The sequence below is a fragment of the Planotetraspora sp. A-T 1434 genome, assembly GCF_025420585.1.
In the GTDB taxonomy this organism is placed as follows: domain Bacteria; phylum Actinomycetota; class Actinomycetes; order Streptosporangiales; family Streptosporangiaceae; genus JAOEGB01.
Map to the genome: position 1 here is coordinate 31,808 of NZ_JAOEGB010000016.1, position 24,383 is coordinate 56,190.

At 70.8% G+C, this 24,383-nt stretch carries 27 protein-coding genes; 12 read left to right on the forward strand and 15 right to left on the reverse strand.

The features are described 5' to 3' along the window. Window positions 1–370: 370 nt before the first annotated feature. From N5079_RS21145 to N5079_RS21175, 7 genes are all read right to left on the reverse strand, one after another. Window positions 371–1,732: an LVIVD repeat-containing protein gene (locus tag N5079_RS21145; protein ID WP_261585683.1), complete on the reverse strand. Its 1,362-nt coding sequence runs from the start codon at window positions 1,730–1,732 to the stop codon at window positions 371–373. Between the two features lie 270 nt (window positions 1,733–2,002). Beyond that, window positions 2,003–3,223, reverse strand: coding sequence for a cysteine--1-D-myo-inosityl 2-amino-2-deoxy-alpha-D-glucopyranoside ligase (gene mshC, locus N5079_RS21150; RefSeq protein WP_261585684.1), 1,221 nt, complete (start codon window positions 3,221–3,223; stop codon window positions 2,003–2,005). Window positions 3,224–3,257: 34 nt separating this feature from the next. After that, window positions 3,258–4,046 carry an NRDE family protein gene (locus N5079_RS21155; RefSeq protein ID WP_261585685.1) on the reverse strand — a complete coding sequence of 263 codons (789 nt, stop codon included), beginning with the start codon at window positions 4,044–4,046 and terminating at the stop codon, window positions 3,258–3,260. 25 nt (window positions 4,047–4,071) lie between these two features. Continuing rightward, entirely contained in the window at window positions 4,072–4,833 is a 762-nt protein-coding gene (locus tag N5079_RS21160; protein WP_261585686.1) for an SCO1664 family protein, read from the reverse strand. A 49-nt stretch (window positions 4,834–4,882) separates the two neighbouring features. Beyond that, window positions 4,883–5,458, reverse strand: coding sequence for a DUF3090 domain-containing protein (locus N5079_RS21165; RefSeq protein ID WP_261585687.1), 576 nt, complete (start codon window positions 5,456–5,458; stop codon window positions 4,883–4,885). Between the two features lie 9 nt (window positions 5,459–5,467). Further along, on the reverse strand, window positions 5,468–6,169 hold the full coding sequence (locus tag N5079_RS21170) for a histidine phosphatase family protein (protein ID WP_261585688.1): 702 nt from the start codon (window positions 6,167–6,169) through the stop codon (window positions 5,468–5,470). Then, window positions 6,166–6,984 carry an undecaprenyl-diphosphate phosphatase gene (locus N5079_RS21175; RefSeq protein WP_261585689.1) on the reverse strand — a complete coding sequence of 273 codons (819 nt, stop codon included), beginning with the start codon at window positions 6,982–6,984 and terminating at the stop codon, window positions 6,166–6,168. The genes N5079_RS21170 and N5079_RS21175 overlap by 4 nt, the downstream gene beginning before the upstream one ends. A 35-nt stretch (window positions 6,985–7,019) precedes the next feature. Between N5079_RS21175 and N5079_RS21180 the strand changes: the two genes are divergently transcribed. The 3 genes from N5079_RS21180 (at window position 7,020) to N5079_RS21190 (ending at window position 10,511) form a co-directional block, all read left to right on the forward strand. Beyond that, the gene (locus tag N5079_RS21180) at window positions 7,020–7,961 is read left to right on the forward strand and encodes an aldo/keto reductase (protein WP_261585690.1); all 942 of its coding nucleotides are present in this window, start codon (window positions 7,020–7,022) and stop codon (window positions 7,959–7,961) included. Between the two features lie 227 nt (window positions 7,962–8,188). Further along, window positions 8,189–9,265 (forward strand): hypothetical protein, encoded by a 1,077-nt coding sequence (locus N5079_RS21185; RefSeq protein WP_261585691.1) that lies wholly within the window; start codon window positions 8,189–8,191, stop codon window positions 9,263–9,265. 472 nt (window positions 9,266–9,737) lie between these two features. Continuing rightward, on the forward strand, window positions 9,738–10,511 hold the full coding sequence (locus N5079_RS21190; protein ID WP_261585692.1) for a nuclease-related domain-containing protein: 774 nt from the start codon (window positions 9,738–9,740) through the stop codon (window positions 10,509–10,511). Window positions 10,512–10,526: 15 nt separating this feature from the next. On the opposite strand, the gene fabI is transcribed toward N5079_RS21190, so the two are convergent. Together fabI and fabG are read right to left on the reverse strand one after the other, a co-directional pair. Beyond that, window positions 10,527–11,291, reverse strand: a complete 765-nt coding sequence (fabI, locus tag N5079_RS21195; RefSeq protein WP_261585693.1) for an enoyl-ACP reductase FabI — start codon at window positions 11,289–11,291, stop codon at window positions 10,527–10,529. A 65-nt stretch (window positions 11,292–11,356) separates the two neighbouring features. Beyond that, window positions 11,357–12,061, reverse strand: a complete 705-nt coding sequence (gene fabG / locus N5079_RS21200) for a 3-oxoacyl-[acyl-carrier-protein] reductase (protein WP_261585694.1) — start codon at window positions 12,059–12,061, stop codon at window positions 11,357–11,359. Between the two features lie 77 nt (window positions 12,062–12,138). Between fabG and N5079_RS21205 the strand changes: the two genes are divergently transcribed. Both N5079_RS21205 and N5079_RS21210 read left to right on the forward strand, forming a co-directional pair. After that, complete coding sequence (locus N5079_RS21205) at window positions 12,139–13,632, forward strand: TldD/PmbA family protein (RefSeq protein WP_261585695.1); 1,494 nt, start codon at window positions 12,139–12,141, stop codon at window positions 13,630–13,632. 82 nt (window positions 13,633–13,714) lie between these two features. Beyond that, window positions 13,715–15,097 (forward strand): metallopeptidase TldD-related protein, encoded by a 1,383-nt coding sequence (locus N5079_RS21210; protein ID WP_261585696.1) that lies wholly within the window; start codon window positions 13,715–13,717, stop codon window positions 15,095–15,097. Between the two features lie 84 nt (window positions 15,098–15,181). Here the strand turns inward: N5079_RS21210 and N5079_RS21215 are convergent, their stop codons facing one another. Next, window positions 15,182–15,394 (reverse strand): dodecin, encoded by a 213-nt coding sequence (locus N5079_RS21215; protein WP_261585697.1) that lies wholly within the window; start codon window positions 15,392–15,394, stop codon window positions 15,182–15,184. Between the two features lie 126 nt (window positions 15,395–15,520). On the opposite strand from N5079_RS21215, the gene N5079_RS21220 reads away from it, so the two are divergent. Beyond that, a complete protein-coding gene (locus tag N5079_RS21220) occupies window positions 15,521–15,796 on the forward strand; it encodes a DUF3099 domain-containing protein (RefSeq protein ID WP_261585805.1) in 276 nt (91 codons plus the stop codon). Between the two features lie 212 nt (window positions 15,797–16,008). Here N5079_RS21220 and N5079_RS21225 read toward each other — a convergent pair whose 3' ends face one another. From N5079_RS21225 to moaA, 3 genes are read right to left on the reverse strand one after another with little or no spacing between them, the layout of a single operon-like run. Further along, window positions 16,009–16,266: a DUF6457 domain-containing protein gene (locus N5079_RS21225; protein WP_261585698.1), complete on the reverse strand. Its 258-nt coding sequence runs from the start codon at window positions 16,264–16,266 to the stop codon at window positions 16,009–16,011. Window positions 16,267–16,275: 9 nt separating this feature from the next. Next, on the reverse strand, window positions 16,276–16,893 hold the full coding sequence (locus N5079_RS21230) for a molybdenum cofactor guanylyltransferase (protein WP_261585699.1): 618 nt from the start codon (window positions 16,891–16,893) through the stop codon (window positions 16,276–16,278). A 16-nt stretch (window positions 16,894–16,909) separates the two neighbouring features. Next, entirely contained in the window at window positions 16,910–17,899 is a 990-nt protein-coding gene (gene moaA, locus N5079_RS21235; RefSeq protein ID WP_261585700.1) for a GTP 3',8-cyclase MoaA, read from the reverse strand. 185 nt (window positions 17,900–18,084) lie between these two features. Here moaA and N5079_RS21240 point away from each other — a divergent pair, with 185 nt between their 5' ends. From N5079_RS21240 to N5079_RS21260, 5 genes are read left to right on the forward strand one after another with little or no spacing between them, the layout of a single operon-like run. Continuing rightward, the gene (locus N5079_RS21240; protein WP_261585701.1) at window positions 18,085–18,636 is read left to right on the forward strand and encodes an RNA polymerase sigma factor; all 552 of its coding nucleotides are present in this window, start codon (window positions 18,085–18,087) and stop codon (window positions 18,634–18,636) included. Continuing rightward, window positions 18,620–19,375, forward strand: a complete 756-nt coding sequence (locus N5079_RS21245) for a hypothetical protein (RefSeq protein WP_261585702.1) — start codon at window positions 18,620–18,622, stop codon at window positions 19,373–19,375. The genes N5079_RS21240 and N5079_RS21245 overlap by 17 nt, the downstream gene beginning before the upstream one ends. Further along, window positions 19,372–20,094, forward strand: coding sequence for a hypothetical protein (locus tag N5079_RS21250; RefSeq protein ID WP_261585703.1), 723 nt, complete (start codon window positions 19,372–19,374; stop codon window positions 20,092–20,094). The genes N5079_RS21245 and N5079_RS21250 overlap by 4 nt, the downstream gene beginning before the upstream one ends. Then, window positions 20,091–20,894: a hypothetical protein gene (locus tag N5079_RS21255; protein WP_261585704.1), complete on the forward strand. Its 804-nt coding sequence runs from the start codon at window positions 20,091–20,093 to the stop codon at window positions 20,892–20,894. The genes N5079_RS21250 and N5079_RS21255 overlap by 4 nt, the downstream gene beginning before the upstream one ends. 2 nt (window positions 20,895–20,896) lie before the next feature. Beyond that, window positions 20,897–21,796: an ABC transporter ATP-binding protein gene (locus N5079_RS21260; protein ID WP_261585705.1), complete on the forward strand. Its 900-nt coding sequence runs from the start codon at window positions 20,897–20,899 to the stop codon at window positions 21,794–21,796. Here the strand turns inward: N5079_RS21260 and N5079_RS21265 are convergent. After that, entirely contained in the window at window positions 21,772–21,894 is a 123-nt protein-coding gene (locus N5079_RS21265; protein WP_261585706.1) for a hypothetical protein, read from the reverse strand. The genes N5079_RS21260 and N5079_RS21265 overlap by 25 nt on opposite strands. Before the next feature lie 111 nt (window positions 21,895–22,005). Here N5079_RS21265 and N5079_RS21270 point away from each other — a divergent pair, with 111 nt between their 5' ends. Beyond that, on the forward strand, window positions 22,006–23,160 hold the full coding sequence (locus tag N5079_RS21270) for an RtcB family protein (protein WP_261585707.1): 1,155 nt from the start codon (window positions 22,006–22,008) through the stop codon (window positions 23,158–23,160). Window positions 23,161–23,420: 260 nt separating this feature from the next. On the opposite strand, the gene N5079_RS21275 is transcribed toward N5079_RS21270, so the two are convergent. Continuing rightward, a complete protein-coding gene (locus N5079_RS21275) occupies window positions 23,421–24,353 on the reverse strand; it encodes a helix-turn-helix transcriptional regulator (protein WP_261585708.1) in 933 nt (310 codons plus the stop codon). Between the last annotated feature and the right edge of the window lie 30 nt (window positions 24,354–24,383).

Here is a 24,383-nt window from a genome sequence, read left to right on the forward strand (position 1 = left end):
GCGGCGGGACGGTCGAGAAACCGACGCGCCCAGACGCGTGGGCTGGGAGGGCGCGGGGGGCCGGGCGGGCGACAGTAGGCGGACAAGCAACACGAGCGGGTAGGTGGCAAGCAGCGCAAGCGGCACGCACGACAAGCGGCAGACAGCGGCGCAGGCGGCAAGCGGTACAGGCGCAGGCAAAGCAGCGCGGACGGCCGGGCGGCGCAGAAGGGCATGCGGCACACGGCGCGGGCACACGGCGCGGGCACACGGCAGGCGGCGCGGCGGGCAAGCGGAAACCAGGTGCTTTGCGTACGGCTGCGACAGCGACACGTACCCACGGACGCCCGGCCTTACCCGGCTGAAGACCGGCAGCTAGACGGCACCACGGCTAGTACGACTCCTGGGTCTGGGCGTTGAGGCCCTTCAGGTGGATGTCGTTGGCGGGGTCGGTACGGGGGTCGGTGACCTTCAAGACGTCGAGGCCCTTGGTGATGTCGCTGGAGTAGATGTAGCCGTTGTAGTAGTAGGCCGACCATGAGCCGCCGAGCGTGTGGGCGCCGGGGAGCGCCTCCCTGTCGAAGTATGCGATCTCACTCGGGGCGGCGGGGTCGGTGAAGTCCCACACGGACACCCCGCCCTGGTACCAGGCCTGGACGAGGATGTCCTTCCCCGGGACCGGGACGAGTGAGCCGTTGTGGGCCACGCAGTTCTCCGTATCCGACTGCACTCTCGGGATCTTGTAAAGGCCCAGCCGGACCAGCTTGCGGTCGGCGGTGATCTCGTAGATGGCGTCCCCGCCCTTGTTGTGCGGGATGTCGGCGGTGCACATGGGCGACTGGCCGCCCCCGAGTTCGTCGGTGAAGACGACCTTCGTGCCGTCGTTGTTGAAGGTGGCTGAGTGCCAGACAGAAAAGTTCTCGTGGTCGCTGACCTGCTGGAGCACCTTGGGCCGCAGCGGTTCGGCGATGTCCAGCAGGATGCCGTCCCCGTAGCACGCCCCGGCCGCCAGCTTCTTCTCCGGATAGACGGTCATGTCGTGACAGCCTCCGAACTTGCCGGCGTCACGTCCTTCGAACAACGTCGGGGTCGCCGCGACCCGGGCGGCTGCCGGGTCGTTCACCGGCACCTCGACGATCGAGATCATCTCGTGCGGGGGGCCGCAGTTGGCGGTGTCCGGGATGGGGCCGGGAGACGAGACGTAGAGATAGTCGATCTCCGGACCGGGGATCAGCGCGTGCGTGTGCGAGCCGCACTCGGTGCGGACGGCCTTCACGTACCGCGGGTTGCCCACGTCGCTGATGTCGAAGATCCGGATGCCCTCCCAGGACGTCTCCAGCGACGGGTCACCGCGCCCGCTCTCGCAGCCCTCCCCCGCCCTCGGCTCATCCACGGAGAGGAACAGCAGATTCCCGTAGACGGAGACGTCGTTCTGTCCGGCGGGGCAGAGCACCCGGGTGACCACCAAGGGCTTCTCCGGGTCGCTGATGTCGAAGACCGTGAACCCGTCGTAGTTGCCGACGAAGGCGTAGTTCCCTTGGAAGGCGAGATCGGTGCCCCAGGACTCGGGCCCGTCGAACGGCGCCTCCAGGGGAACGTTGGCGACGAGCCGCAGATTGGCGCTGTGCAGGACCTTCTGTGAGGGGGCAGTGACGGAAGGACTGGCCGAGGCTCCCGTCCTGGTGGCCGGTTCCTCGACGCCGGCCGAGCAGGCCGCGAGCAGCACGACCGCCGCCAAGGAAACCAGTCCCATGATGCGCTTCACTGACGTCCCCATCTCCCCCGCTGGTCAATATGGACGCTATGTCGCCATCAGGGCAGTCGCGGGCGTCATCGGTAACGGTTGGATGCCAGCATCCTGTGACCCTTCTCAGCCGCCGCTCAGCCGCCGCTCACGCCCGCTGACCGGCGTCATCGATCATCGCGACGCCGATCACCGCGTCACCGCGCTCACTCAAAGCGCGTCACCGGCACCGCGTCACCGGCACCGCGCCGTCGCCGATCAGCGCGTCAGCCCAAGGCGCTAGCCGACGCCGACCGCGACTCCGAGCAGGCTGTCGGCGATGTCGCGGACCAGACCCGGAGCGGCCGGGTCGTCCCCCTCCTCCGCCGCCCACTGGTCGATGACGGCCAGGGCCCCCGGCGCGTCCAGGTCGTCGGCCATCCGCTCGCGCACTCCGGCCAGTACGGCTGTCGCGTCCGGGCCGGACGGCCGGGCGAAGGCGGCGCGCCACCGGGCCAGCCTGGCCTCGGCCTCGGCGAGCTGGCCGGGGGTCCACTCCCAGTCGGAGCGGTAATGGTGGGCCAGCAGCGCCAGCCGTACGGCCATGGGGTCGGCCGTCTGCCGGAGCTTGGAGACGAAGACGAGGTTGCCCTTCGACTTCGACATCTTCTCCCCGTCGAGGCCGACCATCCCGGCATGCACGTACGCCCTGGCGAACGGCCACTCCCCCGTGGCCACATGGCCCTCCGAGGCCCCCATCTCGTGGTGGGGGAAGATCAGGTCGGAGCCGCCGCCCGCGACGTCGAACCCGCTGCCGAGGTTACGCAGGGCGATCGCCGTACACTCCACGTGCCAGCCGGGGCGGCCGGGGCCGAACGGCGCGGGCCACGACGGCTCGTGCGCGCGCTCCGCCCGCCACAGCAGCCAGTCGAGCGGGTGGCGCTTGCCCTCGCGGCCGGGGTCGCCGCCGCGCTCGGGGAACAGCTCCAGCATCCGCTCCTCGGAGTAGCCGGAGACGGCGCCGAACTTGGGCGCCGCGGCGACCGAGAAGTACACGTCTCCGTCCAGCTCGTAGGTGGCCCCCCGCTCGGTCAGCCGGCCGACGAGGTCCGCGATCTCTTCGATGATCTCCGTGACCCCGACGTACTCCCGTGGCGGCAGGATCCGCAGGGCCTCCATGTCGGACCGGTACAGATCGATCTCCCGCTCGGCCAGGGCCTGCCAGTCGACCCCCGTGGCCTGGGCACGCTCAAGGAGCGGATCGTCCACGTCCGTGGCGTTCTGCGTGTAGTGGACGTCGTGGCCCGCGTCCCGCCACACCCGGTTGACCAGGTCGAAGGCGAGGTAGGTGTTGGCATGCCCCAGATGGGTCGCGTCGTAGGGGGTGATGCCGCAGACGTACATCCTGGCCTCGCCCGTGGGGCGGGTCTCGCGGACCTCGCGGGCGGCGGTGTCGTACAGGCGCAGCGGAAGGCCCGAACCGGGCAGCCTGGGGACGTTCGGAGCAGACCACGATCGCATGGTGTGAAGCCTATCCGCGCTTGGTGATGTCGGATCAGCCGGGAGTGCGAACCTCGTGCCAGGATGCCGGATCGTCCGGCTGGGGGCAGAAGTCGTAGCGCATGCCGCCCTCAGCCAGGGCGATCAGGGTGACGGACAGCGTCGCGAAGATCCGCCCGTCATCCAGCTTCTGCCGGACGAGCAGGGCCCTCGGGTCGTCGTGGGCGAGCCCGGCGCCGGACGCCAGGGGAAGCCATTCGCCCCAGAACCGCTCCGTCGAGCCGCTTCCCGGCCACCGCGGCCGTACGGCTGCCGCGAACCGGGACCGGAAACAGGCGACGCGGGCGTTGTCGTCGCCGCGTTCCCACCCGGTGTTGACCAGCATGTGCACACCGGCGGGGAGCTTCTCCTCGGTGAGCCGCTCTCCGTTCCAGCTCCAGATCCGCACGCCGTCGAGGCCCGCGACCACGAGGTGAAAGGGGTCGTACACGGGGAGATCGACCGGTGGGAGCTCACCCGCGACGGCGGCGCGCAGGGGCAGGTCACCACGGGAGCGGCGGACCTCCTGGGGAGCGAGGGCGCCCCGGCCGTTCAGCAGCGCGGCGACCCTCCGGCCGGCCGGGTCGGCCGCCAGCCACGTGCCGCCCGCCATGAGGTCCCTGCCGCCGACCAGGCCGGGGTACTCGGGCCAGTAGGGCACCGGGGACATCCACGGCCGCGTGACGAACTCGTCACGTACCCCCACGAGGAGCACCGGAGCCTCGGCTTCCGGCTCCACGCTCACGATGACCGTACACAATGCGCGTTCCCTCCAGAATCGGTAGAGACCTTCTGCAGAGTGCACAATCCACGCAGTTTGCGCAAGTCGCCTAAATCGGGGGCCAGGGGATCGCCGGCCAGTCTTCCGACGGATAGGGATGGATGCCGGTGTCCAGCAGCCGCCTGACCCGCTCCCACGTGGCCTCCACCTCGGCGGGAGCGAGCAGCTCCCGCAGCCGCCGGCCGAGACGGCCGCGCTCGATCTCGCGCTCCAGGTTGACCAGCACGGTGACCGCCTCGCGCGGGAGCGGCTTGCCGCGCCACTGCCACAGCACGGTCCGCAGCTTGTCGTCGGCCGCGAAGCACACGCCGTGGTCCACGCCGTAGATGTGCCCGTCCCGTAACGGCAGCAGGTGGCCGCCCTTGCGGTCGGCGTTGTTGACCACGGCGTCGAACACGGCCATCCGGCGCAGGGCGGGGTGGCGGCTGCGGACCAGGGCGAGCAGGTCGGTCTCCGGGTCGGTGTCGATCCAGAGCTGCACCATGCCCGGCCCCAGAGGGCCGTCGCGGTAGACGGTCGGCGGCACGATGCGCCAGCCCGTGGCCGCGGCCACCTCGTAGGCGGCCACCTCCCGGGCGGCGAGCGTGCCGTCGGGGAAGTCCCACAGCGGGCGCTCGCCGCGCACCGGCTTGTACACGCACGCCGCGGCGTGCGCGCCGTTGCGTATCGAGCAGTAGAGCGTCATGTTGGTGGCCTCGATCAGCCTGCCGGCCACGTCCAGCGTGCCGTCCCGCAGTAGGCGCATGGCCGTGGCGTCGTCCAGCCCCGGCCCGTCTTCGTCACTGATGCTCGGCTCGCCCTCCGCTGTCATTCAGTTCCCCGCCAGACCTCGGCGACGATAATCGCGCTGCTTCGCTCCCTCACGCTGACAAACCCCCGGGGTGGTGGCCGTTGAGGCGGACACAGATGTGGCCCTCGGCGTCCAGGGGCTGGCCGCACAGCGGGCACGGCGGGCGGCCCGCGGCGACGATGTCCAGCGCGCGGCGGCTGAACGCGCGCGCGGCGGCGGCGCTGATCCGGACGCGGAGGACGGCGGGCTCGGGCCGGTCGTCCACGATCGGCTCGTCCTCCACCTCGTCCTCGTCCGCGTCGGTGGCCTCCTGCGCCTCGATGATCACCTGTGCGGTCTCGGGGTCCCAGGCGAGGGCCATGGTGCCCACGCGGAAATCCTCGTCGATCGGCAGGTCCAGCGGGCCCTCGTCGGTCAGGTCTGCCGGGGCCATGGCGGGGACGGGGGCGCGGCCGCCACTGCGGCGCAGCACCTCGTCGAGCAACTCGTCAAGCCGGTCCGCGAGCACGGCGACCTGGAACTTCTCGAGTGCTACCGTCGTGATCCTGCCCCGCCCACGGGCTTGCAGGAAAAAGGTTCGTGCCCCCGGTTGCCCCACGGCACCGGCCACGAACCTGTCAGGCGGATCGTAGTCGAAGACCGGCATAGCCCGACCCTATGTCGTCCCGGGTCCGCCGCCGACGGCGGCATCGCTCCCGGTGAGGTTTTCTCCCCCGTCTTTGTGCTCCGGAACCCCGCTGGGAGGCACCAGATTGGCCACATCGCCCCCCACGTCGTTGGATCTGAGCAGGAACGGGCGCAGGGGGGTGTAGCGGATCACCGTGACGGAGGCCGGGTCGGCGGTGATCCGCTGGAACTGGTCCAGATGGAGGCCGAGCGCGTCCGCCACGATGGCCTTGATCACGTCGCCGTGGCTGCAGACGAGGTAGGTGGCCTTCTCGCCCAGCCGCTCGTTCCAGTCCCGTACGGCCCGCACGGCCCGGCTCTGGGTGTCCGCCAGGGCCTCGCCACCGGGGAACACCGCCGCGCTGGGGTGGGCCTGCACGACCTGCCAGAGCGGCTCCTTGGCCAGCTCCTTCAGCGGCCTGCCGGTCCAGTCGCCGTAGCCGCACTCCCCGAACCGGTCATCGGTCTCCACGGAAACGGCCCGGCCGCGGGCGATGGCCGCCGCCGTCTCCTGGCACCGCTCCAGGGGGCTGGAGACGATCGCGTCGAGCTCCAGGGGCCCGAGCCGCCCGGCCAGAGCCTCGGCCTGCTCGCGGCCCCGCTCGTCCAGGTGGACCCCGGGCGTCCATCCCGCCAGGACGGGCCCGGTCATGGCGGTGAGGCCGTGCCGTACGAGGAGGACGGTCGTCATGACGAGATCACGCCAAGGCTGAGCAGCGTGAGCAGGAACGTGCCGGCGAAGACCCGGTAGACCACGAACACGATCGTCGAGTGCCTGGCGACGTAGCGCAGCAGCCAGGCGATCGAGGCGTACCCGACGACGAAGGAGATCACGGTCGCGATCAGGGTCGGCGCCACGGGCACCCCGCCGCCGTCGCCCACGTGGCGGAGCTCGAAGAGGCCCGACAGGATCACCGCCGGGATCGAGAGCAGGAACGAGTATCGCGCGGCGGCCTCGCGCGTGTAGCCGAGGAACAGGGCGCCGGTCATCGTGGAGCCCGAGCGGGAGGCGCCGGGGACGAGCGGCAGCATCTGCCAGGCGCCGATGATGAGGCCGTCGCGGAGGTTCAGGTCGGCGACGTCCTTCTTCTTGCGCCCCACCTGATCGGCGACGAGCAGCAGCAGGCCGAAGACGATCAGCATGCTCGCGTTCAGCCACAGGTTGCGGGCCGGGCCCTCGATCGCGTCCTTGAACAGCAGGCCCGCGACGCTGATCGGGATGGTCCCCAGGCCGATGTACCAGCCCATCCTCGCGTCGAGGTCGTCGCGGAGGTCCGGCGTCCACAGGCTGCGCAGCCAAGTCCAGAAGATCCGCACGATGTCGCGCCAGAAGTAGATCAGAACCGCCAGCATCGTGCCGAGCTGGATGACGGCGGTGAACGCCGCGCCGGGGTCGCCCCATCCGGCGAGCTTGGGCACGATCAGCAGGTGGGCGGAGCTGGAGATGGGCAGGAACTCCGTCAATCCCTGCACGATGCCCAGCACGATGGCCTGAAGTACATCCATGGTGCGGACAGCCTATCGGCTAGTCTTACCCGACAATGGATCAGCGATTTGTCGGGCGCAGCGGTCTCTCGGTGTCCAGGATCGGGCTCGGCACGATGACCTGGGCCCGCGACACCTCGGCGGAGGAGGCGACGGCGCAGCTCACCGCGTTCGCCGAGGCCGGTGGCACGCTGATCGACACCGCCGACGTCTACGGCGGGGGCGACGCCGAGCGCCTGATCGGCAGGCTGATCCGCGACGTGGTGCCGCGCGCCGACCTGGTGATCGCCACCAAGGCCGTGCTCACCCCCGATGGCGGCCGGAACGGCTCCCGCCGCCACCTCGTGAGGGCGCTCGACGCCTCGCTGGGCCGGCTCGGGCTGGACGAGGTCGACCTGTGGCAGCTGCACGCGTTCGACCCCGACATCCCCCTGGAGGAGACGCTCGCCGCCGTCGATTTCGCGGTCTCGACGGGCCGTACGGCTTACGCCGGCGTGTGCAACTACACCGGCTGGCAACTCGCCGCGGCGGCCGTCTGGCAGCGGTCCGGCGAGTCGCGTGCCCCCATCGTGACCGCCCAGGTGGAGTACTCCCTGCTCGCCCGCGACGCGGAGGTGGAGCTGCTGCCCGCGGCCGGGCATGTCGGGGCGGGCGTCCTCGCCTGGTCACCGCTCGGGCGGGGCGTGCTGACGGGCAAGTACCGCACCGGAATCCCGGCGGACTCACGGGCGGCCACGCCGCATTTCGCCGAGTTCGTCCAGCCCTATCTCGACGAGCGCTGCCGCCGGATCGTCGAGTCGGTGACCACAGCCGCGGAGGGCCTCGGCGTCTCACCGCTCTCGGTCGCACTTTCCTGGGTACGCGACCGCCCGGGCGTGTCGTCCGCGATCGTGGGCGCCCGCACCCACGCCCAGCTCCTCGGCGTGCTGCAGGCCGAGAAGCTCACCCTCCCCTGGGAGATCCGCGAGGCCCTTGACGACGTCTCCGATCCCGCCTGATGCCCCGCCTTCGCCTGGCGGGGCTCACACCCATTGAAGGCGGCATTCCCAAGGGCCGCGAGGGACGCGGCGGTGGCTGGACCGCGCGAGCGCGATAAGAACGAGAATCGACCTCGCGTATCACGCATCGATACCGAATTGCAACTTTCCGCTGCAAACTTCAGCGCTCAAGCGAAGAGTGTGGGGCATAGCGGAGGTTGGACACTTGGGTGGCTAAAGGGGGATAAATGGGGCTCTTACGTAAGACCTCCACGATCTCTGCCGGAGCACTGGCGATCGCCCTCAGCGGAGGAATCCCCTTGGCGGCCGCGGGGCCCGCGCACGCGCTCGACTGCACGGGGGGCGGTCTGATCGGCGGGGTGACCAGCAGCCTGTGCTCGGTCGTGGACGGCGTGACCGACGCGGTGGACAGCGCGACCGGTGGCGCGACGGCGCCCGTCACCAAGGCCGTGGACGACACCGTCGACACCGCGGGTGGCGCAGTGGGCGGCGCAGTGGGCGGCGCAGTGGGCGGCGCAGTGGGCGGCGCAGTGGGCGGCGCAGTGGGCGGCGCGGCCGGGTCGGCCGGAGGCGCGGTCGAGGGCGCCGCCCAGGCGGCGGGCGGCACTCTCGACAAGGCAGTGGACAAGACGGTCGCCACGGTCACGGACACGGTGAAGGGCGCTACGACAGGCTCAAACGGCTCCTCCGGTGGCGCATCGGGCGGGACATCGGGCGGAACGTCGGGAGGGACAGCTGGTGGCTCGTCCGGCGGATCATCCGGCGGCGCGTCCGCGGGCCTGCCGGGAAGTGGGGCGCTCACCGAGGGCCTGACGGGGACCGTCCAGAACACGTGCCTCCCGGTCCTCGGCGGGGCGCAGTGCGACTCCGGCGACGCGGACGAGCCGCCGGGGAGCGCGCAGGCTCCGGGGCGGCCCAAGCCGGTCACCACCGGCCCGCCGGACGGAGCGCTCCCGGTCGAGCCCTATCGGCCGCCGGTGGACCTGCCGGGGTTCATCCCGGCGGGCGGCCAGGGCGTCGCCCCCGCTCCGCACGTCGACCCCGACAGGGACGCCGGCATCCCGCTGCTCTGGCCGGGGCAGGACGTCCCCAGGCTGACCGGCCAGATGAGGGCCGACCCCGTCCGGCCGCAGCAGCCGTACGACGCGGTGGGGACCGCCCTGACGGCGGTGCTGCTGCTGTCGGCGGTGCTGGCGACACGCGTGGTCTCGGCGCGGCGCGCCCGCACGGAGAGGCACGAGTCGATCCCCCTGGAAGGCGGCATCGGACTCCCCAGCGCCTCCGGACGCCACCGCCTCGCCTAGGGAGCCGGCCAGCCAACCATCGCCGTGATCATGCAAGGTTTCCCAGGAAGCTCGGGGACGTGGGGTTCCCGTGGGGTTCCCCGGATTGTGATCATGCATGGATTCCGCCGTACGCGGTCTGATCAGGGCCGGCACTGTTTGTGATCATGCAGTGCCTGTCCGTGGGGCGCTACTCGTCATGCATGGTCACGCCACGCAAAGCACCAGGTGGGACGGTGCGTGCGGGAACATGCGCATGATCACGCTCCACAAAGCGCCAGGCAGGACGGTGCGCGTGGGAACATGTGCATGATCACGCGGCAAGGGCGCCCTCTTGTGGTGCTCCATTGAGTGATGTGACGCCTGGTGGGCGATTCGCCCTATTCCGTGTCACCCTGTCGGCTTACTTCCCTAACCTGTCTAGATATGTCCCCATCATTCGCGTATATGAATGATCAAGGGATATAGCTGCCAGTCACCTCGGGGGTGCCGGTTGCCGAGCGGATCGATCTACGTCTCTCCGGATGAGAAGTTTCACGGAAGCTCCCCGCAGTGGTGGTACGAGAAATTCTGGACCGAGGCTCGTCCCACGCGACTGCGGCGCAGGCGGTGGATCACCGGCATCGGGGCCGTGACGGGAGCCCTGCTCGCCATCCGGTTCTCGCTTCCCCTGATCCTGATGGCTCCGCTGGGCGCGGCGGTCGCGGCGGGCGGCGACCTGCTGTTCACCTGGTGGGATCACGAGAGGACGGCCGTGTGGCGGGGCAAGCGCCGCGGCGAGGTCCGCACCGGCCGCCTGCTCCGCCGCGGCCTCGCGAAGTACGGCTACAGCGTCCTGGACGGCCGGGCCGTACCCGGAGAGGCGTCGATCGACCACCTGGTGATCGGTCCGGGTGGTGTGTGGATCGTCGACAACGAGGCGTGGGGGCCCGACGTCCACATCGCCCAGTTCGGCGGGAAGCTGTTCTTCGACGAGAAGAACGGCTCCGCGGTCGCCAAGGGGCTGACCGACGCGGCGGCCGCCATGACGGGCCTGCTCTCCCGTGAGTCGGGGATCGACGTGGAGATCCAGCCGGTCCTCGCGGTGCACGGCGGCAAGCTCTTCACGGCCGGCCGCCCCCGTGTTGTCGTCGCCGAGGGGCTCGTCCTGGCGTACCCGAGGACGGTGTCCCGGGTCCTGCGCGGCAGCGGGCACGCGGGATACAGCGAGGAGCAGGTCGAACTGCTGACCCGTACCGCGGCCAGGATCCTGCGCCGGATCTTCTAGGGCTCAGGTCCGGGGTCAGACGCCCATGGCGTGGACGCCGCCGTCGACGTGGACGATCTCGCCGGTGGTGGCGGGGAACCAATCGGACAGCAGCGCGAGGCACGCCTTGGCCGCCGGGGCCGTGTCGGCGAGGTCCCAGCCGAGCGGGGCCTTCGCCGGCCAGCTCTCCTCGAACTCCTGGAACCCCGGGATGCTCTTGGCGGCCATGGTTCGCAGCGGGCCGGCGGCGACCAGGTTCACCCGGATGCCGTGCTTGCCCAGGTCACGGGCGAGGTAGCGGGAGCAGGACTCCAGACCGGCCTTGGCCACGCCCATCCAGTCGTAGACCGGCCACGCCTTGGTCGCGTCGAAGTCGAGCCCGACGACCGCGCCGCCCTCCTTCATCAACGGGAGGCAGGCGACCGCGAGCGACTTGAACGAGAACGTCGAGACGTGCACGGCCGTCGCGACGTCCTCCCACGTGGTGTTGAGGAAGTTGCCGCCCAGGGCGGTCTGCGGGGCGAAGCCGATGGAGTGGACGACGCCGTCGAGCCCGTCGACGTGGGCGCCCACGCGGTCGGCGAGGGTGTCGAGATGCTCGGTGTCCTGCACGTCGAGCTCGACGACGGGCGGCGGTTCGGGGAGCCGCTTGGCGATGCGCTCGACCAGGCTCAGGCGGCCGAAGCCGGTGAGCACGACCTGGGCGCCTTCCTCCTGGGCGAGCTTGGCGACGTTGAAAGCGATCGAGGAGTCGGTGAGGACGCCGGTGACCAGCAGTCGCTTCCCTTCCAGCAAACCCATGTTCAGCTCCAGTCTCTCGTCCGTCCGGGATGCGCGCGGGCCGCTCGCGACCCGGTGCCGATGACTCAGTGGCCCATGCCGAGGCCGCCGTCCACCGGGATGACCGCGCCGGTGATGTAGGAGGCGTCGTCGCTCGCCAGGAATCTGACGACCCGGGCGATCTCTTCCGCCTTGGCCTGCCGGCCGAGCGGGATGCTCTTACGGATCTGCTCCTGCTGGGCGTCGTCCAGCACGGCGGTCATGTCGGTCTCGACGAACCCGGGCGCCACCACGTTGACCGTGATGCCGCGAGAGCCGAGCTCCCGGGCCAGGGACCGGCCGAAGCCGACCATGCCCGCCTTGGAGGCGGCGTAGTTCGTCTGCCCGGCCGACCCGAGCAGGCCGACCACCGAGGAGATCAGGATGATCCGGCCGCGCCTGAGCCGGAGCATGGGCCGGACGGCCCGCTTGGCCACGCGGTAGGCGCCGGTCAGGTTCGTGTCGATGACGTCGGTGAAGGTCTCCTCCTTCATCATCGGCAGCAGCGTGTCCTTGGTGATGCCGGCGTTCGCGACCACGATCTCCACCGGGCCGTGCTCGGCCTCGGCCTTCTCGAAGGCGGCGTCCACGTCGGCGGAGCTCGTCACGTCGCAGCGGACGCCGAACAGCCCCTCGGGGGGCTCGCCGGAGCGATAGGTGACGGCGACCGCGTCTCCCGCGGCGGCCAGCTCGCGAGCGATCGCGAGGCCGATGCCGCGATTTCCACCGGTGACGAGAACAGAGCGAACCATGCGACCGACCGTATCGTCTCCCGCTGGGTAAACCACTTGTCCGCAGGGCACAAGATCACAGGGTTAGGATCGTGGACATGCGCCAGATCGACCCCGACTTTCTCGCCCTGCCGCTGCGGCGGCTGGCGGACGCGGCCCTCCAGCGCGCCCGCGACCTGGGAGCCGAGCACGCGGCCTTCCGCCTCGAACGGGTGCGCGCCGAGACGCTGCGCCTGTTCGACGCCCGGCTCGAGGGTTCCATGGACGCCGACGACCTCGGCTTCGCCGTACGGGTCATCAAGGACGGCACCTGGGGGTTCGCCTCCGGGATCGAGCTCACGCCGGAGGCCGCGGCGCGCGCGGCCGAGGAGGCCGTGCGGGTCGCCGCGGTCAGCGCGCCGATCAACCGGGAGCCGGTCGAGCTGGCGCCCGAGGCGGTCTACGCCGACGTCACGTGGGTGTCCGCCTACGACGTGGACCCGTTCGACGTGCCGCTCCGCGACAAGGTGGCCCTGCTGGGCGACTGGTCCTCGGGCATGCTGGGCGCGGTCGACCACGTCTCCGCCGCCCTCATGCAGGTGAAGGAGCAGAAGTTCTACGCCGACACGGCGGGGACGGTCACCACGCAGCAGCGGGTCAGGGTCCACCCGTCGCTCACCGCGATGAAGGCCGACGGCGACCGGTTCGACGACATGCGCACGCTGGCCCCGCCCGTCGGCCGGGGGTACGAGTACCTCACCGGCACCGGCTGGGACTTCCCCGCCGAGCTCGCCGAGATCCCCGAACTGCTGGCCGAGAAGCTCAAGGCGCCCTCGGTCGACGCCGGGACGTACGACCTGGTGGTCCATCCCTCGAACCTGTGGCTGACGATCCACGAGTCGATCGGGCACGCGACCGAGCTGGACCGCGCCCTCGGCTACGAGGCGGCCTACGCCGGGACCTCGTTCGCCACCTTCGACAAGCTGGGCGCCCTGCACTACGGCTCGCCGATCATGAACGTCGCCGGTGACCGTACGGCCGAGCACGGCCTTGCCACGGTCGGATGGGACGACGAGGGCGTGGAGGCGCAGTCGTTCGACATCGTGCGCGGCGGCACGCTCGTCGGCTACCAGCTCGACCGGCGGATGGCGCTACTCAAGGGTCTGGGACGCTCGAACGGCTGCGCGTTCGCCGACTCCCCCGGCCACGTGCCGATCCAGCGGATGGCCAACGTCTCGCTGCGGCCGGCCGACGACGGGCCCTCGACGGACGAGCTCATCTCCCGCGTCGACCGGGGCATCTACATCCTGGGCGACAAGAGCTGGTCGATCGACATGCAGCGGTACAACTTCCAGTTCACCGGGCAGCGGTTCTACAAGATCGAGAACGGCCGGCTGGCCGGGCAGCTCCGCGACGTCGCCTACCAGGCGACGACCACGGACTTCTGGCGGTCGATGGAGGCCGTCGGCGGGCCGGAGACCTACGTGCTCGGCGGTGCGTTCAACTGCGGCAAGGGCCAGCCCGGCCAGGTCGCGCCGGTCAGTCACGGCGCCCCCTCGGCCCTGTTCCGCGGCGTGCGGATACTCAACACCGTCCAGGAGGGCGGCAAGTGATCGACCTCCGCACGACCGCCCCGCCTCAACGGCGCCCCGAGCCCGCCTCGCCGGAGGCGAGGCAATCGAACAGGAGGACGGCATGACCACGCCACAGGAGACGGTCGAGCGGGCGCTCGCGCTGAGCGAGGCCGACGGCTGCGTCGTGATCGTGGACGAGGGGTCCACCGCCAACCTGCGCTTCGCGGGCAACACGCTGACGACCAACGGGGTCGCCCGGTCGTCGCAGCTCACCGTCATCTCGGTCGTGGGGCAGGGCGTGGGCGTCGTGTCCCGCGCCGCCGTACGACCGGACCAGCTCGCCGACGTGGTCGCGGCGGCCGACAAGGCCGCGAGGGACGCGCAGCCGTCCGAGGACACCCGCCCGCTCGTGGAGCCGTCCCAGCCGTCTGGCTCCGCCGGAGACTGGGACCGCGCCGTCGAGCCGACGTCGATCGAGGTCTTCCGCGACTTCGCGCCGGCGCTCGGCGAGTCGTTCGCCGCCGCCGAGGCATCCGGCAGGAGGCTGTACGGCTTCGCCGAGCACATCCTGACGTCCACGTTCGTGGGGTCGTCGACGGGCCTGCGGCTGCGCCACGACCAGCCGACGGGGCGCCTGGAGCTCAACGGCAAGTCCGAGGACATGTCGAGGTCGGCCTGGACGGGCGTGGCGACCCGCGACTTCACCGACGTGGACGTCGCGGCGCTCGATGCCACGCTCGCCCAGCGGCTGGAGTGGGCCAAGCGCCGCGTCAGCCTGGAGGCCGGGCGTTACGAGACGATTCTGCCGCCGACCGCGGTCTCCGACCTGCTGATCTACCTGTACTGGTCGGCCGGCGCCCGTGACGCGGCGGACGGCCGGACGGTCTTCTCCAAGTCCGGCGGCGGCACGCGCGCCGGGGAGCGGCTGTCGGACATCCCGCTGCGGCTGTACAGCGACCCGGCCTATCCCGGCATCGAGTGCTCGCCGTTCGTGGTCGCGCACGCCTCCAGCCGGGAGCAGTCGGTCTTCGACAACGGGCTCCCGCTGGGCGCGACGGACTGGATCTCCGAGGGCACGCTGGCGAATCTGCTGCAGACCCGTTACTCGGCCGAGCTGACCGGGCTGGCGGCCACGCCGCAGATCGACAACCTGATCTTGACGGGCCCGGAGGGCGGCCGATCGCTGGAGGAGATGGTCGCCTCGACCGAGCGCGGGCTGCTGCTGACCTGCCTGTGGTACATCCGCGAGGTGGATCCGCAGACGCTGCTGCTCACCGGGCTCACCCGGGACGGTGTCTATCTGGTGGAGAACGGCGAGGTCGTCGGCGAGGTCAACAACTTCCGGTTCAACGAGTCGCCGGTGGACCTGCTCGGGCGCCTCACCGAGGTAGGCGCGAGCCAGCAGACCCTCCCCCGGGAGTGGAACGACTACTTCACCCGCGCTGTCATGCCGCCGGTCCGCGTGCCGGACTTCAACATGTCCACGGTGAGCCAGGCCAACTGAGACCGGCGGGCGGCCTGGTCAGGCGCGTCCCAGGCGGCTCGGCGTCTCAGGCGTCTCAGGCGTCGCGGGCGGTCTCCGGGCCGCTCAGGCGTCTTCGAGCCGGAAGCCGACCTTCATGCCGACCTGGAAGTGGGCGACCTCGCCGTCCTCGATGTGACCGCGCACCTCGGTGACCTCGAACCAGTCCAGGTGCCGCAGCGTCTGGGCGGCCCGCCGGATGCCGTTGCGGACGGCCTGGTCGACACTCTCTCCCGAGGTTCCGACAATCTCTGTCACTCGGTAGGTTCGGTCCGACATCGTGCTCCTCCTCGTGTCTGGTGGGCATGATCGTATCCCCGCCGCGCCGCAGCGCCCGCGGGGGGCTACCGTGGAATCGTGAATCCATGGCGCAGGCTCAGAAAGGGCCGCGCGGTCGTCCACCAGGTGACGGACGCGCAGCCATCGCTGTCCGACGACATCAAGCGCCGCGAGATCAGCTATTTGATCAAGATGGGCATCCGTCTCATATGCCTCATTCTTGCTGTAGCCGTCCCCGCTCCGTGGCCCGTCAGGGCGCTGTTCGTGGCGGGGGCCGTTCTTTTGCCATACCTTGCCGTCGTTGGGGCAAATCAACGAGGTCAGGGGCTTCCTCCACCCGTAGACACGACTGGATCTAACCAAAACGAGATACCACGCCATCGACGCGAGATCGGGTCGTGACAAAGTCTTGACGCAACCCATGGGTTGTAGGTGTACAGTTTAGCCAAGCGCTCTGGTCCCCCGTCGGAGCGCTTGTGCCGGCGTTCCGGGCCCCCGTCGGAACGCCGATGAAAGCGACGCCGGGTGGTTTGCCCCCGTAACCACCCGGCGTCGCCCTTTTCATTTATGAACCCTGTATTACCGAGCCCTGTATTAACCGCGCTGCCTCCGGTCTACGCGTCCCCCAGGGTCTCGGTCGTGGCCTTCTCCCAGTCGCGGGCCAGACTCGACAGCCTCTCCACCGCGTCCGGCGGCGCCGTGCCCGCCCCCTGCGCCAGCCCGAGCAGGTAGGCCGTCAACGGCGCGGCGGGCCGCGCGACGCCGTGGGCGACGTCCCTGGTCAGGTCGAGCACCGCGTCCCTGTCCACCCGCGCCGGGTCGATCCCCAGCTCCCGGCAGACGAGGGCGGTCCACTCCTCAAGCACGTTCATTCGCACTCCTCATCCCTGGCGGGCCCGCTTCCGGGCCGCGCCGAGATCATCCATCGTGTCGCAATCGAACCACGGCGGCGACTCGTCGCCGGAGGGCGCCAGATGGACCCGCGCCGGTTCCAGCGGGCCGAGCAGCCGGTGCAGTGACCGGCCGTCGTACCGCTCCAGCCCCTCCGCCAGCACGGCCGCGCGCCACACCCCGGTCAGCCACTGCTCCCTGCCGCCGTCGTCGACCAGTACGGCTCCCGCCGCCTCGGGCGACGCGGCCGACGCGGCCCGCATGAGGGCCGACACGTGCGCGGCGGTGAGGAAGGGCAGGTCGGCGGCGAGCAGCACCACCCACTCCGCGGTGACCTCGGCCAGCCCGGCGCGCAGCGCGGGCACCGGCCCGCCTCCGGGGGGATCCTCCGTGGTGAAAACGGCCCTCGCCCGCATGCCCGGTCTCGGGCGCCCCACGACGACGAGTGTGCGGGCGTCCGGCACCGCCGCCGCCACGCGCTCGATCAGCGGCGTGCCGCCGACCAGCGCGCCCGGCTTGTCGAGGCCGCCGAGCCGCTCGGCCCGTCCCCCCGCGAGGATCACCGCGTCGTACGGCAAGCCGTCCGGGCGGTCCTGGAGCGTGTCCATTTTCCGGCGGCGGGCCTCAGCCGCCGATGGCCGACATGGGGCGGGCCGGCTGGAGGAAGCTCGGGTCGTCGATGCCGTGCCCGGCCCTCTTGCCCCGGACCGCCGCCGTCCACCGTTCCGCCAGCTCGTCGTCCGGCGCCCCGGCGCGCAGTGCCGTACGGAGATCGGACTCCTCGGTGGCGAACAGGCAGTTGCGGACCTGGCCGTCCGCGGTGATCCTGACGCGGTCGCAGGCCCCGCAGAAGGGGCGGGTGACCGAGCCGATCACGCCGACCCGGTCGGGGCCGCCGTTGACGAGGAACATCTCGGCAGGGGCGCTGCCGCGTTCGCGCGGATCGTCCTCCGTGAGGTCGAAGGCGTCCTTGAGCAGCCCGAGGATCTCGTCGGCGGTCACCATGTCCTCCCGCCGCCAGCCGTGCTGGGCGTCGAGGGGCATCTGCTCGATGAAGCGGAGTTCGTATCCGCGCTCCAGGCAGTAGCGAAGCAGCGGGACCGCCTCGTGCTGGTTGATGTCGCGCATCAGCACGGTGTTGACCTTGACGGGCCGGAGCCCGGCCCCGTCGGCCGCCATGAGGCCGTCGAGAACGTCGCCCAGCCTGTCGCGGTGCGCGAGCCGTACGAACACGTCACGGTCGAGCGTGTCGAGCGAGACGTTGACGCGGTCGAGCCCGGCGCGGGCGAGGGGCTCGGCGAGCCGGGACAGGCCGATGCCGTTCGTGGTCAGCGACACCTGCGGGCGCGGGAGCAGGGCTGTCGTCGCGGCGACGATCTCCACGAGCTCCCGGCGGAGCAGCGGCTCGCCCCCGGTGAACCGGACCTCGGTGATGCCGAGCCGTTCGACGCCGATCCGCACGAGCCGGATGATCTCGTCGGCGGTGAGCAGGTCGGGCTTCGGAAGCCAGTCGAGCCCCTCGGGCGGCATGCAGTACGCGCACCGCAGGTTGCACCGATCGGTGAGCGACACTCGCAGATCCGTCGCCACCCGACCGAAGGAGTCAACCAGCACGAGTGGACCTCCGTTGCGAGAGAAGACTCAAGCCTACGGCCTGTGCTCTCTCTGACGACAACCGCGTCCGTGCGCTCATCATTCCGATGCCGCCGGCCTCCGGCCGTCCCATCATGGGCACGGCCCCGTGAACCCTGGGGCACCGCCGGCGCTACATACCTGCCGATGGATGGGAAGTCAGGGAGATGACGCGGGGCTGGAGAGGTGGTCCGCAGACATGGGAGGCACACCTCCTGGCGAGGATCGCGGGCGGTGACGCCGGTGCGCTGACCCAGTTGCACGAGCGCTACTCCGGGCCGTTGTTCGTGTTCCTCTACCGGCTCTCCGGAGATCGCGGCACGGCGGAGGAGATCCTCCAGGACACGCTGCTGGCCGTATGGCGCTCCGCCGCCACCTATCGGAGCCGCTCCAGCGTGAGCACCTGGCTGTTCGGGGTGGCGCGGCGGCAGGCCCACAACCGGCTGCGCGGCGCGCCGCCTCCCACCGCCGCCGAGCCGTCCGATGGCGCGGATCTCCGGGCCGGCCCGGAGGAGCTGGCCTTGGGCGGGGACCGGGTGCGACGAGCGCTGGTGCGGCTGCCGCTGCCGCAGCGCGAGGTCGTCGTGCTCGCGTTCCTCGGCGACCTGAGCCACCAGGAGATCGCCGAGGTGCTGGACATCCCGGTGGGCACGGTCAAGAGCCGTCTCCATCACGCCCGCGCGACCCTGAGGGGGTGCCTCGATGAACGAATGGCCTGAACTGCCGGAGATCCGCGACGACATCCCGCCGCCGCCGGGGCCCGAGATCATCCGGAGCGTCCTGATGAGGTCCGTGCTCGACGGCGTGGACGCGCCGCCGGTGCCGCGAACCGTAAGGGCCTGGACACTCCTCGTGATGGAGGCCCGGATCCCGCGTCGGGCGCTGTGGCTGACGTCGGCGCTGGTCATGGCCGTCAGCGTGGGGTTCGTCCTGGCCAAGAGGGACGCCGCCGAGCTCGTGCTGGCCCTGGTCGCCCCGCTGATCGCCGGTATGGGCGTCGCGGGGTCGTACGGCCCCGAGCGCGACGACGCCTTCGAGGTGGTCGCGGTCACGCCGACGTCGCCGCGTGTCGTGCTGCTGGCCCGGATGACGCTGGTGTTCGGCTACGACCTCATGCTCGCGCTGCTGGCCTCAGCGGTCCTGACCGTGCTGCACTCGGCCCCTGTGGAGCTGATGCCGCTGATCGCGGCGTGGTTCGGCCCGATGGCCCTGCTGTCGGCGCTCAGCCTGCTGCTGTCGGTGTGCTGGACCGCCGAGGGCGCGATCGGCGTCGCGCTGGCCGTGTGGAGCCTGTACGCGCTGACCGCCACCGGTTTGCCCATCCTGGACGGCGTCAAGGGCTTCTGGACGACCAGCCCGGCCACGGTCGCCCTCGCCCTCGTCCTCGCGTTCGCCGCCGTGATCGCGGCGGGCCGGGGTGAACCGATCCGGCGCGTCCGCGCAACTCACTGGTCATGACTGCTCTTGATCTCTGGTCGCACGAGATACGCGGAGCCGGGCGCGCGGCCCTGCTCGCGCCTCCGGCGTTCGTGCTTGCCACCCTGCTGCTCGCCGCGTTCGGCGCCCGGCTCGGCTCCCGCGCGGGCACCACGGCATGGATGCTCCTGTGGGCGGTGGAGACGGGGATCCCGCTCATTGCCGGGCTGGCGGCCGCCTCGGTGATCGGCCGGGATCGCGCCACAGAGCTCCAGCTCAGCCTGCCGGCGAGATATCGCTCGACCGTGCTGCGCCGCCTGGCCGTCATCGCCGGCTGGGCGGCCCTGTGCGCCCTGGCTCTCTCGTCGCTGCTCATCGTCACCGGCTGGTGGGACGTCTTCGCCGCCCTCCCCGCGTTTCCCCTCGGCACCGCCGCCGTCCCCGCCGGTCAGCTCACCTGGCTGGCGCCCGCCGTCTGGCTGACGGCTCTGGGCCTGCTCGCCGCGGCCGTGTTCCGGAGCACCGTGGCCGCCACCACGACGGTCGCCGTCGTCTGGGTCTTCGAACAGGTTCTCTCCGGCCCCTTGCGGGAGAGCGCGGCGCCCCGGCTGCTCTACCTGTCCGCCACCGCACGCGGCGCGGCGCCCGGCGCCTGGCTGCCCAATCGCCTTGGCCTGATCTGCACCGCCCTGCCGCTTCTCGGGGCGGCCTGGGCCCTGCTCGGGAACACCGAGCGGATCCTCGGAGGGGAGCGCGGATGATCGCGGCGCTGTGCTACGAGTTCCGCATGCAGGTCCGCCGCCCCGTCCTCTGGGTCGTGTACGGGCTGACCTTGGCGGCCCTCATCGCCACTTTCGGAGAGTCGTACACGATGCTGGACCTGGGCCGGGGAGGCGGGCACGACCCCAAGGCCGCCATGGTCACTTCGGCCACGATCACGATGACCCTGCTGCCCATAGTCTACGGATGCATGCTCGCCGACCGGCTCGTCCGTGACCGGCGGCTCGGCGTCGCCGCGATCCTGGACGCGACGCCGTCCGGCCGGACCGGCCGGTTGATCGGCAAGTATCTCGGCACGTGCGCGGCCACCGCGACGCCGTTCGCCGTGGCGTACTTCGGCCGGGCCGTGGTCTGGGTGATCATGGAGGGACGGCCCGCCGCACTGGGCTGGTCGGCGCTGATGTTCCTGCTCGGCATCGTCCCGGGCCTGCTCTTCCTGGGCGCGCTGTCCGTCGCCGGGCCGCTGCTGATGCCGCCCCTGCTGTTCCGCGTGCTCTTCGCCGGCTACTGGGTCTGGGGCAACCTCATCCCGGCCACGATGATGCCGACCCTGTCTCACACCGTCTTCGCCGCCGACAGCGACTACGTCCCCTACGGCCTTCTCCGCCTGAGGATGCCCGACGGCATGAGCACCACCGGCCCGTGGCCCGGCGCGTCGCTCAACTTGCTGCGTCCCGTGGCAACCCCGTCCGTCGCCCTGCTGTGGATCGGCCTGATGGTGGCGCTCGCGGCAGCCGTGCTCTCCCTCGCCCGCCTTCACACCGCCCTCACGGAGTCCTGACGATGCGTATCCAGATCTCCGGCCTGTCCAAGACCTACAAGGGCGGCGTCCACGCCCTCGCCGGGCTCGACCTCGACGTGCCGACCGGCATGTACGGCCTGCTTGGCTCCAACGGGGCGGGCAAGACCACCCTCATGCGCATCCTGGCCGGGATACTCAAGCCCACGTCCGGGACGGTGCGCGTCGGCGGGCACGACATCACGACGCCCGACGGCCGGCTCGCCGTACAGCGAACCCTCGGTTACCTGCCGCAGGACCTCGGGGTCTATCCCGACCTGACCGCACGGCGGTTCCTCGACTACATCGCGCTGCTCAAGGGGTTGGACTCCCGTCCTACCCGGCGGCGCAGGATCGGCGAGCTGCTCGAGGTGGTCGCGCTCACCGAGCACGCCGACCGCAGGCTCAAGGGCTTCTCCGGCGGGATGCTGCGGCGGGTCGGTGTCGCCCAAGCGCTGCTCGCCGACCCCCGCCTGCTCGTCGTGGACGAGCCGACGACCGGGCTGGACCCAGAGGAACGGATCCGGCTCCGCACGCTGCTCTCCCAGCTCGCCGGGGACCGCACGGTGCTGCTCAGCACGCACATCGTCGATGACGTGGCACAGACCTCCCGGTCGGTCGCGGTCCTCGCCAAGGGCCGTCTGGTCTTCCAGGGCAAGGTTGGGGAGCTGACCGCCTTGGCGGGCCGGCGGGTGTGGAACGTCACGACCTCCGGCCCCCCGCCCGCTTCCGGGCGGATCGTGTCCGCCCTTCCCGATGGCGCCGGAACACGCTACCGAGTCGTCGCGCCCGAACCCCCGGCTCCCCACGCCCAACCGGCCGAGCCGACTCTGGAAGACGGCTACCTCGCCCTCATGGAGGAGCTGCCCCTGAAGCGCGGTCAGTCGAGGGAGAGCATCGCGTAGAGGAACCAGCAGGCGAGCAGGATCATGAGGATGAGCCCCGCCACGAAGAGCCCGATCGCGATGCCCAGGAGCCTGACACCGCCCCACTCCCCCGTCAAGATCGATCTGAGCGTCGGCGCGGCGGCCCCCCACCCGGGGCGTTCAGAATAATCAGTGGGATTGCGGCGAAGACATCGGCACAGTAGATCTCGACCGTAGAGGAGATCATCATGCCGAACGAGGTCGCACCGAACCTCCTGTCCTGGGCGAGCGACGTCGACCCGGGCACGATCGAGCAGGCCGCGCGCACCGCGCGGATGCCGTTCGTGTCCGGCCATGTCGCCCTCATGCCGGACGCGCACATCGGCATCGGGGCGACGGTCGGATCGGTCATCCCCACCGAGGGCGCCATCATCCCCTCGGCGGTGGGCGTCGACATCGGCTGCGGCATGATCGCGACCGAGACGACGCTCACGGCGGCCGACCTTCCGGACTCCCTCGGCGCCCTGATGCCGCTGGTGGAGAGGCGGATCCCCGCCGGCGTCGGCAAGGGCCACGACGACCGGGCCTCGGACAGGGCGCTGAGCGAGCTAGGCCGGCCGCACACCGATCTGACTCCCAAGCAGGAGAGGACGGTGGCCTCCCAGTTCGGCACCCTCGGGTCCGGGAACCACTTCGTCGAGGTCTGCCTCGACGAGCGGGACCGGGTCTGGACGGTGCTGCACTCGGGATCGCGCGGAATCGGCAACCAGCTCGCGACCAGGCACATCATCGGAGCGAAGAGCCTGATGAAGCGCCAGGCCATCGGCCTGGAGGACCCGGACCTGGCCTACCTCGTGCAGGGCACCCCGGAGTTCGCGGCGTACATCGACGACATGCTGTGGTCGCAGCGGTACGCCATGGCCTCGCGTGCCCGGATGGACAAGGTGCTGAGCAACGCCCTGTTCAGCGTCGTCGGCAAGGGCTCACGACTCCGGTCGATCAACTGCCATCACAATTTCACGCAAAGGGAGACGCATCACGGCAAGGACCTGTGGATCACCCGGAAGGGCGCCATCAAGGCCGACACCGGCGACGAGGGCGTCATCCCGGGCTCGATGGGCACCCAGTCGTACATCGTGAGCGGGCGGGGGAACCCGTCGTCGTACAACTCGTGTTCGCACGGGGCGGGTCGCCGGATGTCGCGCGGCCGGGCCAAGCGCGAGCTGACCGCCACGTCCCTCACCGAGGCGATGCGCGGCCGGACGTGGAACGCCGACCGGGCCTCCTCCCTGGTGGACGAGCACCCCGAGGCGTACAAGCCCATCGATCAGGTCATGGCGGACCAGAAGGACCTGGTCGAGATCCAGCACACGCTCCGCCAGGTGTTCAACTACAAGGGCTGAAGCCATAAGCCCTGCGCCCCGTTGCCTGACAAAGGCAGCGGGGCGCCGCCTTTCCGCCCCGGGGGCGGCCCCGAGCCGCGCGCCCGTCCAGCGCGGTGCTAGTGCCCCTCCCGTCAATCTTTGCCCCGTCGCGTTGCCCAGGGCGGCACCTCGCCGCGTTGTCGTCGTCGGCCGTAGGCTCCGCTACGACCTCCTCCTCCGCCTTGCGATGCACCACCCTGGACACCGCGCCTTCCGGGCAAACCTTGCCGGTCAGGGCACTAGAGCCAGCCTTCGCGCTGGGCGTGCATGCCGGCCTGGAACCGGGTGCGCACGCCCAGCGTGTCCATGAGCCTGCGCACCCGCCGCTGCACGGTCCGCGGATGCCAGCCCAGCTGGCGGGCGATCGACTCGTCGGTCATCCCTGCGGCGAGCAGCGTCAGCAGTCGGCGATCGTCCACGCCGAGCGGGTCTCCCGTGAGCGAGTACGGCGAGGCGCGGTTCCACACCGACTCGAACAGGGCCCGCAAGGCGGTCAGCAGCGACAAGGAGTGGATGATCATTACGCTGTCCGCGGTGGCCGGCCGCCAGAGGGAGATCATGCCGACGTGGTCGTCGGCCAGCAGCAGCTTGACCGGAACGTCGGAGGCCACCCTGGCGTGCTCGCCGTGCTTGATGTGCGACTCGATGTCCTCCAGCCGCCCGGGGACGGTCAGGGCGGTGGTGTCGTAGACCACCCGGTATTCGACACCGCGGGCGTGCCGCTCGCTCTGCACCGGATTGTCCTGGGTGAGGTACGGCGGGCAGTCGAGGACGCAGATCTCGTGCCTGGCCGCCTGCTGGAGCTGGATCCAGCGCTGCCGTACGGCGTCCACCCCTTCGAGCGTCTCGACGAGGGCGCCGGCGCCCTCGGGGCGGCGGGCGGCGCGGAAGCGCTCGGTCAGCAGCAGGGAGTCGACCCTGATCTTCTGCAGTTCCTCTTCGCGGGCGCGGATCAACATCTCGACTGCGACCTCGGGCGGAGCGGCGGAATACCGCGTGGGACGTCCGGCGAGCCGGGCCACGAGGCCCTTGTCCTGCAGCGCGCGCAGCGCGGCGGAGACGGTCGTCATCCCGGTCACCTCGCGGAGCCCGGCCTCCGTCATCGCGGGGTCGTCCAGCAGCGCCTGGTAGACCACCTCCTCCCGGCCGGTCAGCCCGAGAGCCTCCAGCACGCGCCACCTCCCCCGTAGTGCCGCTTTTGC